The 15,283-nt window shown below is 33.7% G+C and carries 11 protein-coding genes and 1 pseudogene; all 12 read right to left on the bottom strand.

Translation table 11 applies throughout. The features are described 5' to 3' along the window. A pseudogene (locus B3603_RS17180) lies at positions 1-354 on the bottom strand (sulfide/dihydroorotate dehydrogenase-like FAD/NAD-binding protein); the annotation flags it as partial. 831 nt (positions 355-1,185) lie between these two features. Further along, positions 1,186-1,311 carry a hypothetical protein gene (locus B3603_RS17185; RefSeq protein WP_291567186.1) on the bottom strand — a complete coding sequence of 42 codons (126 nt, stop codon included), beginning with the start codon at positions 1,309-1,311 and terminating at the stop codon, positions 1,186-1,188. A gap of 104 nt (positions 1,312-1,415) precedes the next feature. Next, positions 1,416-2,468: an HAD-IIIC family phosphatase gene (locus B3603_RS17190; RefSeq protein ID WP_291567188.1), complete on the bottom strand. Its 1,053-nt coding sequence runs from the start codon at positions 2,466-2,468 to the stop codon at positions 1,416-1,418. A gap of 36 nt (positions 2,469-2,504) precedes the next feature. Beyond that, positions 2,505-3,638, bottom strand: a complete 1,134-nt coding sequence (locus B3603_RS17195) for an acyl-CoA dehydrogenase family protein (RefSeq protein ID WP_291567190.1) — start codon at positions 3,636-3,638, stop codon at positions 2,505-2,507. Between the two features lie 83 nt (positions 3,639-3,721). Beyond that, entirely contained in the window at positions 3,722-3,961 is a 240-nt protein-coding gene (locus tag B3603_RS17200) for an acyl carrier protein (protein ID WP_291567192.1), read from the bottom strand. A gap of 58 nt (positions 3,962-4,019) precedes the next feature. Further along, entirely contained in the window at positions 4,020-4,910 is an 891-nt protein-coding gene (locus B3603_RS17205; protein ID WP_291567194.1) for a 3-hydroxyacyl-CoA dehydrogenase family protein, read from the bottom strand. 467 nt (positions 4,911-5,377) lie between these two features. Continuing rightward, positions 5,378-6,988 carry a PhpK family radical SAM P-methyltransferase gene (locus B3603_RS17210; RefSeq protein ID WP_291567196.1) on the bottom strand — a complete coding sequence of 537 codons (1,611 nt, stop codon included), beginning with the start codon at positions 6,986-6,988 and terminating at the stop codon, positions 5,378-5,380. A gap of 33 nt (positions 6,989-7,021) precedes the next feature. Beyond that, complete coding sequence (locus B3603_RS17215; RefSeq protein WP_291567198.1) at positions 7,022-8,257, bottom strand: alpha/beta fold hydrolase; 1,236 nt, start codon at positions 8,255-8,257, stop codon at positions 7,022-7,024. Between the two features lie 34 nt (positions 8,258-8,291). Then, a complete protein-coding gene (locus B3603_RS17220) occupies positions 8,292-10,088 on the bottom strand; it encodes an amino acid adenylation domain-containing protein (RefSeq protein ID WP_291567200.1) in 1,797 nt (598 codons plus the stop codon). Positions 10,089-10,257: 169 nt separating this feature from the next. Then, the gene (locus tag B3603_RS17225; protein WP_291567202.1) at positions 10,258-13,833 is read right to left on the bottom strand and encodes a condensation domain-containing protein; all 3,576 of its coding nucleotides are present in this window, start codon (positions 13,831-13,833) and stop codon (positions 10,258-10,260) included. Next, positions 13,802-15,109: an ACP S-malonyltransferase gene (fabD, locus tag B3603_RS17230; RefSeq protein WP_291567204.1), complete on the bottom strand. Its 1,308-nt coding sequence runs from the start codon at positions 15,107-15,109 to the stop codon at positions 13,802-13,804. Before fabD ends, B3603_RS17225 begins: the two co-directional genes overlap by 32 nt. A 39-nt stretch (positions 15,110-15,148) precedes the next feature. Further along, positions 15,149-15,280, bottom strand: coding sequence for a hypothetical protein (locus tag B3603_RS17235; RefSeq protein WP_291567206.1), 132 nt, complete (start codon positions 15,278-15,280; stop codon positions 15,149-15,151). Positions 15,281-15,283 lie beyond the last annotated feature (3 nt).

A 15,283-nucleotide genomic window follows, 5' to 3' on the forward strand; every position in this document is an offset into this window, starting at 1 on the left:
ACAAATTGGAGCATCAAAATTTTTTTCACAATCTGTTTTTCTAACAAAAACAAAACTTCCTGGATTCACAAGTTCACTAACAAGCTTGTCACTAGCTTTTACTTTTAAAATTAGTATTTTATCTTCAATTTTGTATTTATCTGTGACTTTACAACTTTGATATTTCCTTCCAGGTTTACTTTTAAAATTATTAGTAACAAATTCTTGATATATACAAACACCATTCCAATTGCAGCAATCACAAAAATCTTTGCCATCTAGGTGTGAACATAGAATGCAGTTGCCAGATTCCGCCAAGTGACAAGGACAAAATTCACTTCCGCAATCTATACAAGTATATGGCTCATAACTCATCTTACAACCTCCTAGATTACTCTAATATCAAGATATTTAATTATTACATATTTGTTACATTTTACAAGTAAAAATCATAATAAAACTTTAAAATTAAAACAGCATTTTTAGATGTCTTTATTTCTCACACAATCTATCTTATTTATATATCCATACTATAGTAGAGTAGGTGAATTAATTTTGTTCATAAAAAATAAGTGGTAAATAATTATTAATGTTATTAATTATTTACCACTTACACTTATATTGATTATTTATAGTTTTAGCAGAGAGTTTTATTGGCAGTTAGGTGGAGATTTTGTTACTCTTACGCTTATTCCAATTATTTTACGTGAATTCCACTTAGCTGTATAAAGATAAAATTCTCTACTTCTTTAAGTGAATGGCTTCACCTATAACTATACATTTAGAACTTGGACTATGACCAATATCATCTGTTTTAACAATTGGAATNNTGGAATATTTCTATCCCCTAACACCTCTCGAACCAACTCCATAAGATCTGGCATATGATTTTCTTCTTGCATTTCAGTAAACTCTCCCAAAATAATTCCCTTAATCTTAAATGCATATGATATGATTGAGTTGGCAAAGTCATATCACAAGCTATTATAAGATAAGTGCTTTGCCTAATGGCTTTAAATCATATGCATGGAGATTCATTATCCGCTATCGATAACTTGAATCATTTAAATTAAATTTTGCAATTTGTTGATTCATAAAGTCTTTTTCCTCATCTGTATAAAATACTGATGTGCTAGGCTCAAACAATAATTCAAGTAAATTTCATTGAATCTTGTATGTGTATTTTCCTTAAGTAACATCCATAGGTTATAGTATAATCTTTCTTTTATTTAGATAAAAGCATAGTTTTGCTATATTAAAGCCTAATATATCATTTGCTTCCCCAGAAGTTTGTTTCGCAATAGGATATTCATAATAAAATACCTTTGCCATTACTATGTATTATGATCCCTACACAGCAAATAGGAAAGCAGTTTTATTCATACTAATGCATACTTCTCCACTGTTCGAAATTAACCACTGACAATCTACATCACCTATAAAGCTAATACTTGTACATACTCTGGTATAGATTGGATTTGTAAAAGGTCATTTTCTAATATAACTACCCCATTTCGTTCTCCAACTTCCCTAAATCCTGCAAATTTATAGGTAATATACATCATACGATTTCGTTCAGTAGGAACAAACTCTGCATACAACTTAACATTTGCATCCTTTGCCAAGTTCATTATATAGTTTAGCATTATTGTCCCTACGCCTCTTGATATTACTCGACAAGACATAAGTAAAAGTTTCAAGGTCCATACTTCTTCATCACATTCAATAAGTATAAGTCCAATTTTTCCATAATTACCATACTTATCTTCAAGTCCTGCTATAAACAATTTGTGCCTATCCGATTTTCTTAAACAATCCAATTCTTCATAGGAATATGTATATCCAGTTGCATTTAATTGATGTGTCCTAACTGTCAGTTCTTCAGCTCTTTGCAGATCTCCTTCGCTAACCACTGAAATTGTAAAATGCATATTAAGTGAAGATATAAATTCCTCTTGTGTACCATTAAAGGTTTTTTCCTCTCTATTCCTCTTTATGTCACTTTGGTACATCTGCCTTCTAAGCTTAGAATCTTCTGTAATAAAACGTGGATTCATTTCAGGCATATTCAAAAGCTTATCTAATTCTAAAGCATCAATACAAAGTACTTCTTTAATTGAAAACTTTACTTCTTCTCTCTCAAATACTTGATCATCAATAAATGCTAGTGTGTCAATTCCTATATTTATCTGTTTAGCAATTTTCTTAATCGAGTCTGATTTAGAATTCCAATTAATTTGTGGATAAATAAAGTATTCTTCTATACCAAACTCTTTGAGTTTTTTCATGGCAATATTATATTCATTTTTACTTGCAATAGATTGTAATATACCACGATTGTCTAAAGTTTTTATAATGTCTACTATTCCATCGCGTAATGTAATATCCTTATCTTCAAGCAATACACCATTCCATATTGTATTATCTAAGTCCCAAACAACACACTTTATTTTTCTTCTTTTTTCTGAGTTTAATACATTTTGATACATTTTACTTTCTCCTATACCCTTAATTATTGGTAGAAATCATAGGCTCCTAAATACATTTGATGCAATGAGTACTTCATGCATTTGACTAGTTCCTTCGATTATCTCGTTGACCCTTGCATCCCTTAGATACCTTTCAACATTATAATCCCTACAGCACCCATTAGCCCCATGAATTTGCACTGCATTATTCGCTACCTTATTTACCATTTTAGAAGCAAAATACTTTGCAACCCATGTTTCCATTATGGTATCCGGATCTCCAATATCTTTTAAGTAACCAGCATTATAACATAACATTCGAGCTGCCTTAATATCAACAATCATACCTGTTATCATTTGTTGAATTAACTGATTTTTTGCTAAAGCTGCACCAAACTGTTTTCTATTTCTAGCATATTTTATTGATTCCTCCAAGCATGCCTGTGCAATTCCAACACATCCGCAGGCCACAGTATATCTTCCATAATCAAGGCATGATAATGCAACATGAGATAACCCAACTCCTACCCTTCCTATCAAGTTTTCCTTTGGAATCCTACACTCAGTCATTTTGATTTCTGCAATCATGGAAGCCCTTGCACCTAATAATCCTTTGATTGGCTTTGTAGAAAAACCTTGTGTATTTCTTTCTACTAAAAATGCAGTAGGCTTTCCTTCACATTGAGCAAAAATCAAAAAAACATCTGCAATCTGTCCCATTGTAATCCACTTTTTACTACCATTTAAAATATAACTGTCCCCTGATAATACAGCTGTTGTTTCAACGCTTTTTGCATCACTACCAACATTATGCTCTGTTAAGCCAAATGCTCCAATCGTTTGACCTGAAGCCATTTGTGGAAGCCACTTATATTTTTGTTCCAGTGTTCCCCATCGTAATATACCTAATGCAACCATTCCGTGAACCGTAAACAAATTTCTAACTGAAGAACATCCTCTTCCAGTTTCCTCAATAAGAATTCCTAAAGTAATCATATCCATACCCAGTCCACCATAATCTTTTGGTATCACTGAACCTAAATATCCCTTTTCTATAACCTTATGAAATAATTCCTCGTCCATTTTTTCTTCTCTATCATTTTTTTCTGCATATTGCATTAGTTCATTATCAACAAAACTTCTAAATTCTTCTTTGCTTTTAAGTTGTTCCTTAGTCAATTCAATTTTCATTACATCACCTTTAATTCATTGAATTTTGCGTTAACTCTCTTATTAACTTGTCCAAAACTATATCCAAAAATAAAATTAATCCTCTACGAAGTAACTTTACTTTGAACAAAATTAACTATAGCATCTATTGTTCTAAAATTATCAAAATCTAAATCATTATTATCAACCTTTATATTAAACTCTTTTTCTAAGAACATAACTAGCTGCATAGCAAATAATGAATTAATAAATCCTAGTGAAAAAATATCTTCATCATCCTTTAATTCATGTTTTTTGAAAAACCTTGAAAGAAATATCTTTACCTTTTCTTTTATTTCACACATTTTAATTTCCCTTCCATTCAATTCATTCTATTTTTTAATTTTTATTACATCACTTTTACTAATATGTATAAAATCCCTTACCAGCCTTTCTTCCTACTAACCCAGCATCAACCATCTTACGTAACAATGGACAACATCTGAATTTTGTATCCTGATAATTTTCATATAATACATCCAGTGAGTATACAACTGTATCTAATCCTATCAAATCAGCGGTCTCAAGAGGACCCATCTTATGCCCGTAACACTTTTTAAATATTTCATCAACATCTTTTGGATCTGCAACTTGATCTTGAACTACAAATGCAGCCTCATTCATCAATAAATGTGAAATCCTGTTAGAAACAAATCCAGGATAATCATTCACCACAATACATTCTTTGCCCAAACATGAAAGTATGTTTCTAGTTTTCTCTATAGTTTCTTCTGAAGTATGATATCCACGAATCACTTCAACCGCTGGAATTAATGGCACTGGGTTCATAAAATGTGTACCAATAATCCTTGTAGGTCTCTTTGTTAATCCTGCAATCTTAGTTATGGAAATGCAAGATGTATTCACCGCAAATATGCAATTATTTTGACATATTTCATCAAGCTTTAGATAAATGGATTTTTTAGTTTCCCAAACTTCAGTTACATTTTCAATAAGAAATTTTACATTTTGCAATTGTTCATAGTCCGTTGTAAAATTAATTCTTTGCAAAATCTCATCTGGTTCCTCAATACTCTTATTAAAAAACGCCTGAAGTCGGATATTTTTATAGATTTCCTCTTTTGCATTTTTTAATATTTCATGAGAAATATCAATTAAAATCACTTGATAACCCTTTTGTGCAAAACTCTGGGCTACACCTATTCCCATTACTCCTGCACCTACTACCCCTATAACATCCATACTCATTATCGGCTCCTTTCTTAGCACATAATACTTTTTTAAAATCATCATATTAGCAGGGTCTCACTTTCATAATTTATCTCCATCTAAGAGCTTTTCTCATTTCTTTGAGACCCCCAATAATTTTTTGCTGATTTAGCAAGATTAACATCTACATTCATAGTTATCTTAGTGTTTCTTTTGTTTCTTTTGTTCCTTCATACATAAAGTTCATAACATTTTCAGAATTTTGTACTGGTGCATGAACACAGTGGTATGAATTAACATAAAAGTCTGAAGGCTGGGGCCAATCCTATTTCTTTTTCGTTTCACCATTCTGGACTTGCAGAAGTATATGGCATCCCGTTAATAGTTTATCCTACTCCGCCTTCAACTTCATAGTGTGGAATAAATACAGTCATTTCTCTTATATACGCAAAGCTTTTAACAGCTCTTGTAACTATTTTCTTCCTTTTTGTTCGCCACCCATGTAATTACCTATTCTGAACTAACGACTTAACCAGTCAATTCTAACTACATCATTTTATACCAATTTTTGAATTTTTGAATACAGAAAGAATTTTTTTATCCTGGCCGTCCGTATAAGTTGGATCTGAATCGAGACTACTAATCAACATCATTTCTTTTGCAAGTTTCAAAAACTCACACAACTCCTCTTTAATAACTCCTTGACTCATATAATAGCAAATGGACCACAATTGGAAGTCATAAATAGGCAAAAATATAGATTCCTTAATATTTTGATGACCTTCATAGACTAATTTAGAAGCAGTTTTCCAATCCATAGTATTATGGCACCAGGAATATCCCCCTCCAGTTATGCCGTAAATATCAGCTTTATCAGCTATTGGAACCTTAGTCTCATGGAAATACATCTGCAATGAATAGAATGTTGGCTTTGTTTCCTGGATAAATTTTATAGTATTTGCTACAGTTTCTTCAGTTTCTCCCGGAAATCCAATCATGCAAGATGCCATAGTCATGATACCCTTAGAGTTAAGTGTCTCTATACCATGTCTGTACTGATCAATGGTTGCTTTCTTGTTCATATTAATAAGAATTCCAGGATCACCTGATTCTATTCCAAGGAAAACACCTGTGCATCCTGCTTCTGCCATTAAATCATAAGTTTCATCATCTGCATCCGAGCATCTGAAAAAAGAAAACCATTTAAAGTTATATTGTTTTCTAATTAACATCCTTAATAAATCCTTGTACCTTGCAAGAGGTATGTTAAATGTATCATCAACAAAAACTAAATATCTAACACCAATTGAATGCAGATAATCAAGTTCTTCCTCCACAGATTCAAGAGATATGATGGTATATTTCCCTCCTAAAAAAGGGTATCGACAAAAAGCACATTGATTGGAACAGCTTCTGGATGTTCTTACAAAAACAGCAGGAATAGGTTTATTTTCATCAAAGGAATAACAATTTACATAGTTATAATCCAATCTGTTATCTTCTTTTTCCCGTGGTGTACGACAAAATTCTTTTCCCACTTTATAAATCAAATTTGAAATCTCACTGAAATCAGGAATATCTTTTTTTAATTCTTGACATAATTTACTTAATGTTAGTTCTCCCTGTAAATCATTGATATAGATATCTGCTCCCATATCCTTAAACAACCAATTTTGTTGCTTTAAATCCATTTCAAAACATAAATTAGCAATATATGGTCCACCGACTATAATATTAGTCTCTTTATTATAACTTCTTATGAACTCAACAATCTCCTTAACCGGTTCAGGATTTATGTAGAAAGATGTTGATATTACTACAGCCTTAGGTGATTCCCCAAGAAGCTCTATTAATCGCTCCTTTTCAGCGTTAAAATAATTTATTGGTTCAGCCGAAAGATTCACTTTTCGTAAAAAGTTAACCAAATAATGAACAGCATAAATAGGCATTTTGAATATATCAAGTTCACACTGCTTGCCAGTAGACTGGGATATACACTCCTGTATTAATTCAGAATAACTGCATCTTTTGCTCTTTAACACAACTGACTGTGCTGCTAAATGATCGTATGCTCCCGACAAATCTTTTGTAATTTCTAATCCTCCGAGAACATCAAACATAGGAAAGTGATTATATCCGATAATTATACAATCAACTCCCATAATAACACCCCTTCCATTTCTTTAAATTTAATTTTAAAATTGAGTACCATTTATAAACTCAAGTATATTATTGTAGATTTCTTTATTTTCCAGCAAAATATCATGATGACTTCCGGATTCCTTTATTTTTAGTTCACTGTCCAGGATAATTTGATGAAGTCTATACGAGCCTTCTGGATGTGCCATTCTATCATCACAGCTGGTTATTATTAAAGTTGGCTGATTCACATTGCAGGCAGTTTTAGTTGCATCAAACTCCATTAATGCCAGATTTAATTTTGAATATCTCATGAAAAGTTTAAAATCAGCGTAAGGATACATAATAAAAGGTCCCAATTCATCAGAAACTCCATGCAAAAGTGAAGGATCTAAAAATAATGTGTGAACGTCTATAGCTTTCTTTTCATTTTTCAAAGCACCAGATAAATAACTTGCAAACTGTTGCTTGAAAGGAGTCTGAGCTACATCTGATCCAAACTTCAAATCACCATGACAAACTACTATCGATTTGATAAGGTCTCCAAATTTTTCAGCAGCTGCTAAGGCAATAGGTGCTCCTCCACAAATACCTACAAGATGAGCATGTGTTATATTAAATTCTTTCAACACTGCTCCAATATAGTCTACTTCATCGCTAATATTTCCCGATGGTTCAGGAAGTGACCTCCATAAATGAAAAAGGTATGGATTCTCAAATGTTATTGTGAAATAATGCTTTGAGAATTCGTCAATCATCGGCTCAAATACTCTAATGGGAACCGCACATGGTGGAATAATTATTATAGCTTCACTTCCCGGCACCCCTTTTGCTAATACCTGTAATTCAGGTAAATTATCAGGTGTAACTAAATGCACTTTACCAAAATCATTTATTTCATCTAAAGAAACATTGGCTACTATCTCTTCTATCCTGTTACATGCTGCAATTTGCTTCCAATCGTTCAATGTTAATTTACTAAATCTACCTAAAGCTATTTCCAAGCTAGATGGGTCTTCAGGAATAGGCCAAACAAATTCCGGCATAGCTAACTTTAATTTTAAGCCTATTTGTTTTAACATCTCATTTATTTTTATGATTTCCTCATTATCAAATTGAACAATATCATTGTCTTTGTTAAATGAATAGATTCTAAGCAGAGGTCGGCTTTCTTTAATAATTTCACGGCATTTATTTGCGCCCTTTACAAGTTTATCAATTAAAATAATATGATTATCATTTTCAGCTGTATTAACATCATATACAATATTATTCATACAAATCCCCCGCATTTTTTAAGAATTATTTTTGTTACATTTTACTATTTTATAACTTTTTATTTATGTAACTTGTAACAATTTCCGATAAAGAATTTATTGTAATTTCATTTAGTTCCATATTCAATTGTATATTAATTTCAAAATGCTTATTCACTGTTCTAAGCATACGTATTAAGGAAAATGATGTACCACCAAGGCACATAAAATCAATATTTTCTTCAACATTTTCGATTTCAAGAATTTCTGCCCAAAATGACTTTAATTTTTCCTTAATAGGTGAATCATTTTTAACAAGAATCTTTTCAATATTATTTAATGCCTCAGTATCCATTTTATCATTAATGGTAGTTGGAATTGTTTTAACAATAAAATATACAGATGGCTGCATGAACTTTGGTAAACAATTAGATACATATTCTCTTATGCCATCAGCCAAAAAATTGCTATTACTATTATAATTTTCTGTAGGAACTACATAAGATACTAATCGAATATCTCCTTCCCCATAATCTTTGGATAATACAATGCAATCTTGGACATTAGGGTACTCTCTTATACGACTTTCAATTTCAAAAGGTTCTATCCTATAGCCACTAACTTTCAACTGCCTGTCTGCACGTCCTATATAAGCAAATTCATTATCTCCTAACTGTATTCCAATGTCTCCAGAGTTAAACCAACGCTCGTTAGTACCTTCAATAGACACAAAGCGTTTTTTAGTAAGATCTTCACGTTTTAGGTATCCTCTAGTAACTCCAGGACCCGAAACATACATAACTCCTTTTTCACCAACTGGCAATATCTTTCCATTTTCAACAATAATAATTTTCATATCATTTATAGGCTTACCTATTAAACTATATTCAGTATTATTTATATCCTCATAACTAATTAATTTCCAAGTCGCATGAACTGTAGTTTCAGTTATTCCATACATATTTACCAGTTGAGGTTTCATAACTCCATAGAGATTTGCCCATGGCTTTAAAATCTGGTAATCAAGCCGTTCACCTCCAAAGATAATATAACGGAGTTCCGTAAGGACTGATCCTTTTGATATTGCTACAGGTATTAGATTTCTAAAAGATGTTGGTGTCTGATTCAACATGGTGACTTTTTCATCAAGCAGCAATTGATGTAAGGCTTCAGGATTTTTTGCAATTTCATTTGGAACTATAACAAGGCGTCCTCCAAATAATAGAGCCCCCCAGATTTCCCAAACAGAAAAGTCAAAAGCAATTGAATGAAAATTGGTCCAAACATCATTTTGAGACATAGTATATACATCATACAATTCAGTAAATAAACGGGTTACATTTCCATGCTCAATCATAGAGCCTTTTGGCTCACCTGTTGAGCCAGAAGTAAATATTACGTAAGCTAAATCTTTGCATGTAGTTGCTACAGAAGGCATTAATTCATACTCGAAGCCGTTTTCTGCCGCATTAACATCTATGATTCTGCAGTTAACATCAGGTAACTTTGTATCGTTATCAATAATAATAAAGTTTGCACCACTACTTGTTATTATTTGATTACATCTTTCTAGAGGATAATTAGGATCAATCGGAACATACGCGGCACCTGCTTTTAGAATAGCCAGAGTACCAATAATCATTTCAACACTTCTTTTAATGCAAAGGCATACCAAATCCCCTTTTTTAACCCCTTCTTTTATAAGTACAGTAGCAAGTTTAGACGCTTTGATATCAAGTTGCTCATAACTTAATTGATAATTTCCCATTGAGATAGCTGGTTTGTCTTTATATTTAATAGCAACTTGTTCAAAAATAGAATGTAAGCCTAAATCTGGTGTATCTTTAAATTGTTCAGATAAATTCATACTTTTACCATTCCTTTCACTTAGCTCAAGGCATAGATCGTAATGAAACTATTGCCTTTGAGTTTTTTCAATTTACAACTATATTATTAAGGATACGGCCCTTTCAGATGTTTCTGGTTAAGATGCTTCTGTCCTGTTGAAATCCTACAAGAGCTATCTCCTTTAAAACTTAAATGATTTGAATTTTTGATATTTCCTTGTAGGGATCTTTTACTATTTCTTTTAATATGTTTATATAATGCCCTGCAAGTTTTTGTATCGTTTCCTTCTTGAAGAGACTTGTACAGTATTCCAAGTCGAAAATGATACCTTCGTCGTCCTTCTTTTCAGTTGCATTCAATGTCAAGTCAAATTTAGAGACATTACTCTTATATTCATAGGTTAAAAACTCCAATCCATCAACATATATGTCATGAGTACCGTGCACATGCATGATAAACATAACATCAAACAAAGGATTTCTGCTCATATCCCTTTGTATATCAAGAAGTCCTATAAGATCCTCAAACTGGCAATCCTGATTGGCATACGCATTCAGTGCATTTTCCTTAACTTCACTTAAAAACTTGAGGAAGGTCTTCTCTTTGCCCGGATAGTTTCGGACTGCTAGAGTATTTGCAAACATTCCTATATTATTCTCCAAATCCTCATGCTGTCTTCCAGCTGAAGGAAAGCCAATAATAATATCCTCTTTCCCTGTATATTTATTAAGCAAAATATAATAGGCTGAAAGCAGTACCATATATAAGGTAGACCCTGTCCTACGAGCAAGCCTCTTTAGTTCTTCATGGAGCTCTCTGTCTGTTTCCGCTGTATAGTAGTCTCCTTCAAAGCTTTGTTGTGAAGGCCGAGTATAATCCATAGGCATATTCAATACGGGAATTGGCCCGTTAAATACATTTTTCCAATATTCCATCTGCCTATTAAGATACTCTGTTTTGAGAAGTTTGTTTTGCCACTCAGAGAAATCCTTATACTGGATGTTCAGCTTTGGCAACATCTTACTGTTATACAGTGCCTCAAACTCCTGTATAAATATTCTTATTGACGCACGGTCACAAATGATCTGATGCAGATCAATTATTACCATATGTCTTTCTTCCGAAAACTTTACAAGTTTTGCTCTAAGCAGTGGTGCTCGGCTAAACTCAAAAGGTCTTTGGAAGGTCTTAATTATAGCTTCAATATTATTTTCATTGGCCTCCTCGTATTCAAAATCAAAATCTATGTCTCTATGCACAACCTGTACAGGTTCTCCATCTACAAATTGGAAGGAGGTTCTCAGTGCCTCATGACGCTGGATTAATCCTTTTATAGCTTTTAAGGTTTTTTCCAAATGTGNNGTTTTCTCTACTTTTCCTCGTATTATGAATGCCTCGATGTTGTGATAGCTATCACCAGATTCGAACCTATCAAGCATAAACAGCCTCTTTTGGGCAGAGGATAACTCGTAGTAATCTTTATTCTGTTTTTTTACTAATGGAACATAGCTATCTGGGATAAGTGATTTCTTTTCCAGATAACGACTAAATTCCCTAACAGTAAGATGTTTATGCAGCTCTACTGCAGCTATATTAAGTTCCAATTGCATGTTGATACGATTCATGATCTTTATTCCCGTAAGCGAATCTCCTCCAAGCTCATAATAATTGTCATCGATATCTATTATCTTGAAGCCAAGTACATCACTCCAAATTTGTGCAACTTTCTTTTCTATGACGGTATATGCTTCATCTTCTCGACCTTTCAATTTCACAGGAAGAATACATTGCTTCTCTTCATTCTTATTCTCCAGCATATTTGGGCATATATTTCTTCCAATAGTCTTTTTCCCTTCAGGTATCTCAATCCAACATCGCTCTTTTTGAAATGGATATAAAGGCAATGGAAGCTTCCAGCAGTTCTTGCCATGATAAATTTTATCCCACTTAATAGTCGCCCCTTTTACATATAAATGACATATTTCATAAAGGACGTCCTTATTTTTTTCTATTTCTTCAATTAATTTATCAACTTTTTCTTGTATTTCATGCCCTAACGGATCTATATCTTCTACACACTTCTCCCCCTCCGTTACATTTCCTTTGGCACCAATAACACCATAGAAAACTCCATCTTCTAAATATTCCTGCAATACTGTGCTTCTTAACTGTGAAAGCTTTATTTTCATTTCCTCTGAACTTTCTGCTATAATAACCACCCTATGGGAATAGTGCTCCCTTCCTGTATTGGCTGTATAGCATACATCCTGCAAATTGACGTCCTTGTTTACTTCAAAATAAGAAGCATACAGTTCCAACAAATCCACCAAAGCAAACTCACTCTTTGCAGAGATTGTCAGAGCCTGTACTCCTATTTTTCTTTCTACAGAAAGAGTAGCAGGAGCTTCTTCTAATACAACATGGCAGTTGGTGCCACTAAGTCCAAAGGAGCTAACACCGCACAGCCTTGGATAATCCTCTGATTCCCAGTCCTGAAAACTTTCATTAATATAAACAGGGGAATTGTGAAATTTTATATTACGGTTTGGTCTTGTAAAGTGAAGAGTAGGTGGTAGCTTTTTATGTTTTAATGCCATAACAGTTTTCACAATGCCAGCAAGCCCAGCAGTCGTATCCAAATGTCCTATATTAGATTTCACCGAACCAATAGCACAAAACTGTTTTTTGCCTGTATATCTTTTAAAGGCCATATTTATACCTTCTATTTCAACAGGATCACCAAGATTTGTCGCTGTACCATGAGCTTCTATATAGGATACATGTTCCGGATTAATACCTGCATCCCTCCACGCCTCCACGATAACATCAGCTTGGGCCAATGAATTTGGCGCAGCGATACTAATAGACCTGCCATCCTGGTTTATAGCACTTCCCTTAATTACTGCATATATGTTGTCCTTATCTTTCAAAGCTCTTGCCAATGGCTTGAGCAGTATAGCCACGCTACCTTCTCCTCCACCTGTACCGCTAGCACTGTCATCAAAACTTCGTGTTCTATAATCAGAAGACTCTATAGAACTCTTCTCGCCTACCTTTCGAAGGGGAAGAAGTGAAATTTTAACACCTCCAGCTATTGCCATATCACAGTTCCCCATCCTTATACCCTGGCATGCCAAGTGAACTGCCACCAAAGAGGAAGAGCATGCTGTATCAACTACCATGGTAGGTCCTTTAAGATCCAACATGTAGGATATCCTGCTAGGAAGGATAGAAGTCATATTTGCTGTTATTGAGTTATAGGATAAATCTGGTCTAACCTCATGCATAATCCTCTGATAATTATCTTTTATGGAACTAGAAAATCCTACATATACACCTGTTTTGCTACCTTTAATTCTTTCACCAGCATAGCCTGCATCCTCCAACACATGCCATGCTGTTTTAAGGAAAATTCTTTGGTTAGGATCCATTAATGCAGCTTCATTGGGCGACAAATTAAAAAACCGATAATCAAACTTATCTATATCATCAAGATAAGCCTGTTCCTGAACCTTTATACTCCCCTTATCGATATTAACAAATTCAAGGTAAGCATTTATATATTTTAGTCGGTCTTGTGGAATAGATCTTACACAATCTGTGCCTGTCTTTAAATTGTGCCAAAATTCTTCCATAGTATCTGCCATAGGCAATTGACCTGCTATTCCGATTATTGCAATATCGTTTTTAGAAGTTTTCTTTACATTTATTTCATCAGTATTATTCAGCTCATCAAGCTTTAAATTTGATAAATTGATTGTCACCAAGTCTCATCTCCTTCTCCAAAAAGTCGCTCAGCAATTCACCTGTACATGTCTCATGTAGTACACGGCGGAACAGTTTTGTCTGTTCCTGTAGAGGTACTTTTTTCGTATTAAGAATAATTGCCAATATTTTAAGGGCTTCCTGCATTTGTTGAATGGAAGGCTTTTCCTGATCCTTCTCTAAACATTGCTGGATTCTTTCTAGCTCCTCATATGGTTCAATAACACCCTTTTGATATTCTTTCTCATTGAAATTACAGTTTTTCGTACTTACTGCCATTGCAAGACATTTCGTGATTACCGTCATTTGTTCCATGTCAACTTTTCCTGTTTGAAATTGCTTTTGTAAAAGTGACACAAGCTCCTCTCTGTCTTTTTTTAAACCATAGGTGAAGGCTGTACTTTTGCCAATTTCTACTTTCACAAAATTCTTCAATACTGACTGTGGTCCCATTTCGATATATATCGTAACTCCTTTTTCCTGTAAATAATTCATTGTATCCCACCATCTTACAGGACTTTTAAGATGAAGCTTCAAATTTTCTATTATCGTTTCTTTTCCTTTGTAAGGAAGGGCGGTTACATTTGAAATAATAGGCCACTTCAAGTCGTTACAGTGATACCTTAAAAGCTCTTTTCCCAATTTCTCTGATTCTTCCTGTAACAAAGAAGAATGAAATGGTGCACTCATAATAAGAGGCGTTACCTGTGCTCCCATATCCAAAAACATACCTTCTGCATTCATTACCGCCTCTTTATGCCCTGATATGGCTGTCTGATCTTTTGTATTATAGCAGGATACTGTCACAACCTGTCCTTCCTTAGAAACTTGCTTGCATATTTGCTCTACTCTATTAGTTTCCATATTATTTACTATGGTCATTCCACCAATATCTCGATTAACAGTTTCCTGTGCCAGTCTCCCTCTAAATTGCACAATCTTTAACGAATCTGCAAAATTAATTGCCCCACAGCAAGTTAATGCAGAATACTCCCCCAAGCTATGTCCAGCTGCAAAATCTGGTTTAATGCCGACTTCCTGCATATATACCCTAAAGTTTGCAACACTAACGGTCAAATTAGCAAGGAGAGCATTCTCAAGCTTATTCAACTCGCCTACGCTTCCTTCAAAACATATTTTTCGCAAATCAAACCCTAAAATCTCATTTGCTTCTTCGAAGGTTTGTCTTGCTATAGCGTACTCATCATAAAGACTCTTACCCATTCCAATATATTGAGCTCCTTGTCCCTGAAATAATACAGCTATTTTGCCCATACTACACCTCACCATCATGATTTTCTCCTACACAAACCCTTAACCTAAAGGTTTGCTTAAACATAGATTTTCATCCATTGCAAAAATCTTGTTTATTATATCCATATACTTTTCATCAAAAATGTCCGTAAGCTCATACTTATATATGCTCTTAGAGCATAGTACACTCACACA

The organism is Clostridium sp. UBA2485 (genome assembly GCF_002341865.1).
GTDB lineage: Bacteria > Bacillota > Clostridia > Clostridiales > Clostridiaceae > Clostridium_J.

Coding starts and splice junctions, on each gene's coding strand:
- B3603_RS17185 (WP_291567186.1), bottom strand. CDS start 1,311: ATGGCAAAGGTATTTTATTATGAATATCCTATTGCGAAACAAACTTCT.
- B3603_RS17190 (WP_291567188.1), bottom strand. CDS start 2,468: ATGTATCAAAATGTATTAAACTCAGAAAAAAGAAGAAAAATAAAGTGT.
- B3603_RS17195 (WP_291567190.1), bottom strand. CDS start 3,638: ATGAAAATTGAATTGACTAAGGAACAACTTAAAAGCAAAGAAGAATTT.
- B3603_RS17200 (WP_291567192.1), bottom strand. CDS start 3,961: ATGTGTGAAATAAAAGAAAAGGTAAAGATATTTCTTTCAAGGTTTTTC.
- B3603_RS17205 (WP_291567194.1), bottom strand. CDS start 4,910: ATGATGATTTTAAAAAAGTATTATGTGCTAAGAAAGGAGCCGATAATG.
- B3603_RS17210 (WP_291567196.1), bottom strand. CDS start 6,988: ATGGGAGTTGATTGTATAATTATCGGATATAATCACTTTCCTATGTTT.
- B3603_RS17215 (WP_291567198.1), bottom strand. CDS start 8,257: ATGCGGGGGATTTGTATGAATAATATTGTATATGATGTTAATACAGCT.
- B3603_RS17220 (WP_291567200.1), bottom strand. CDS start 10,088: ATGAATTTATCTGAACAATTTAAAGATACACCAGATTTAGGCTTACAT.
- fabD (WP_291567204.1), bottom strand. CDS start 15,109: ATGGGCAAAATAGCTGTATTATTTCAGGGACAAGGAGCTCAATATATT.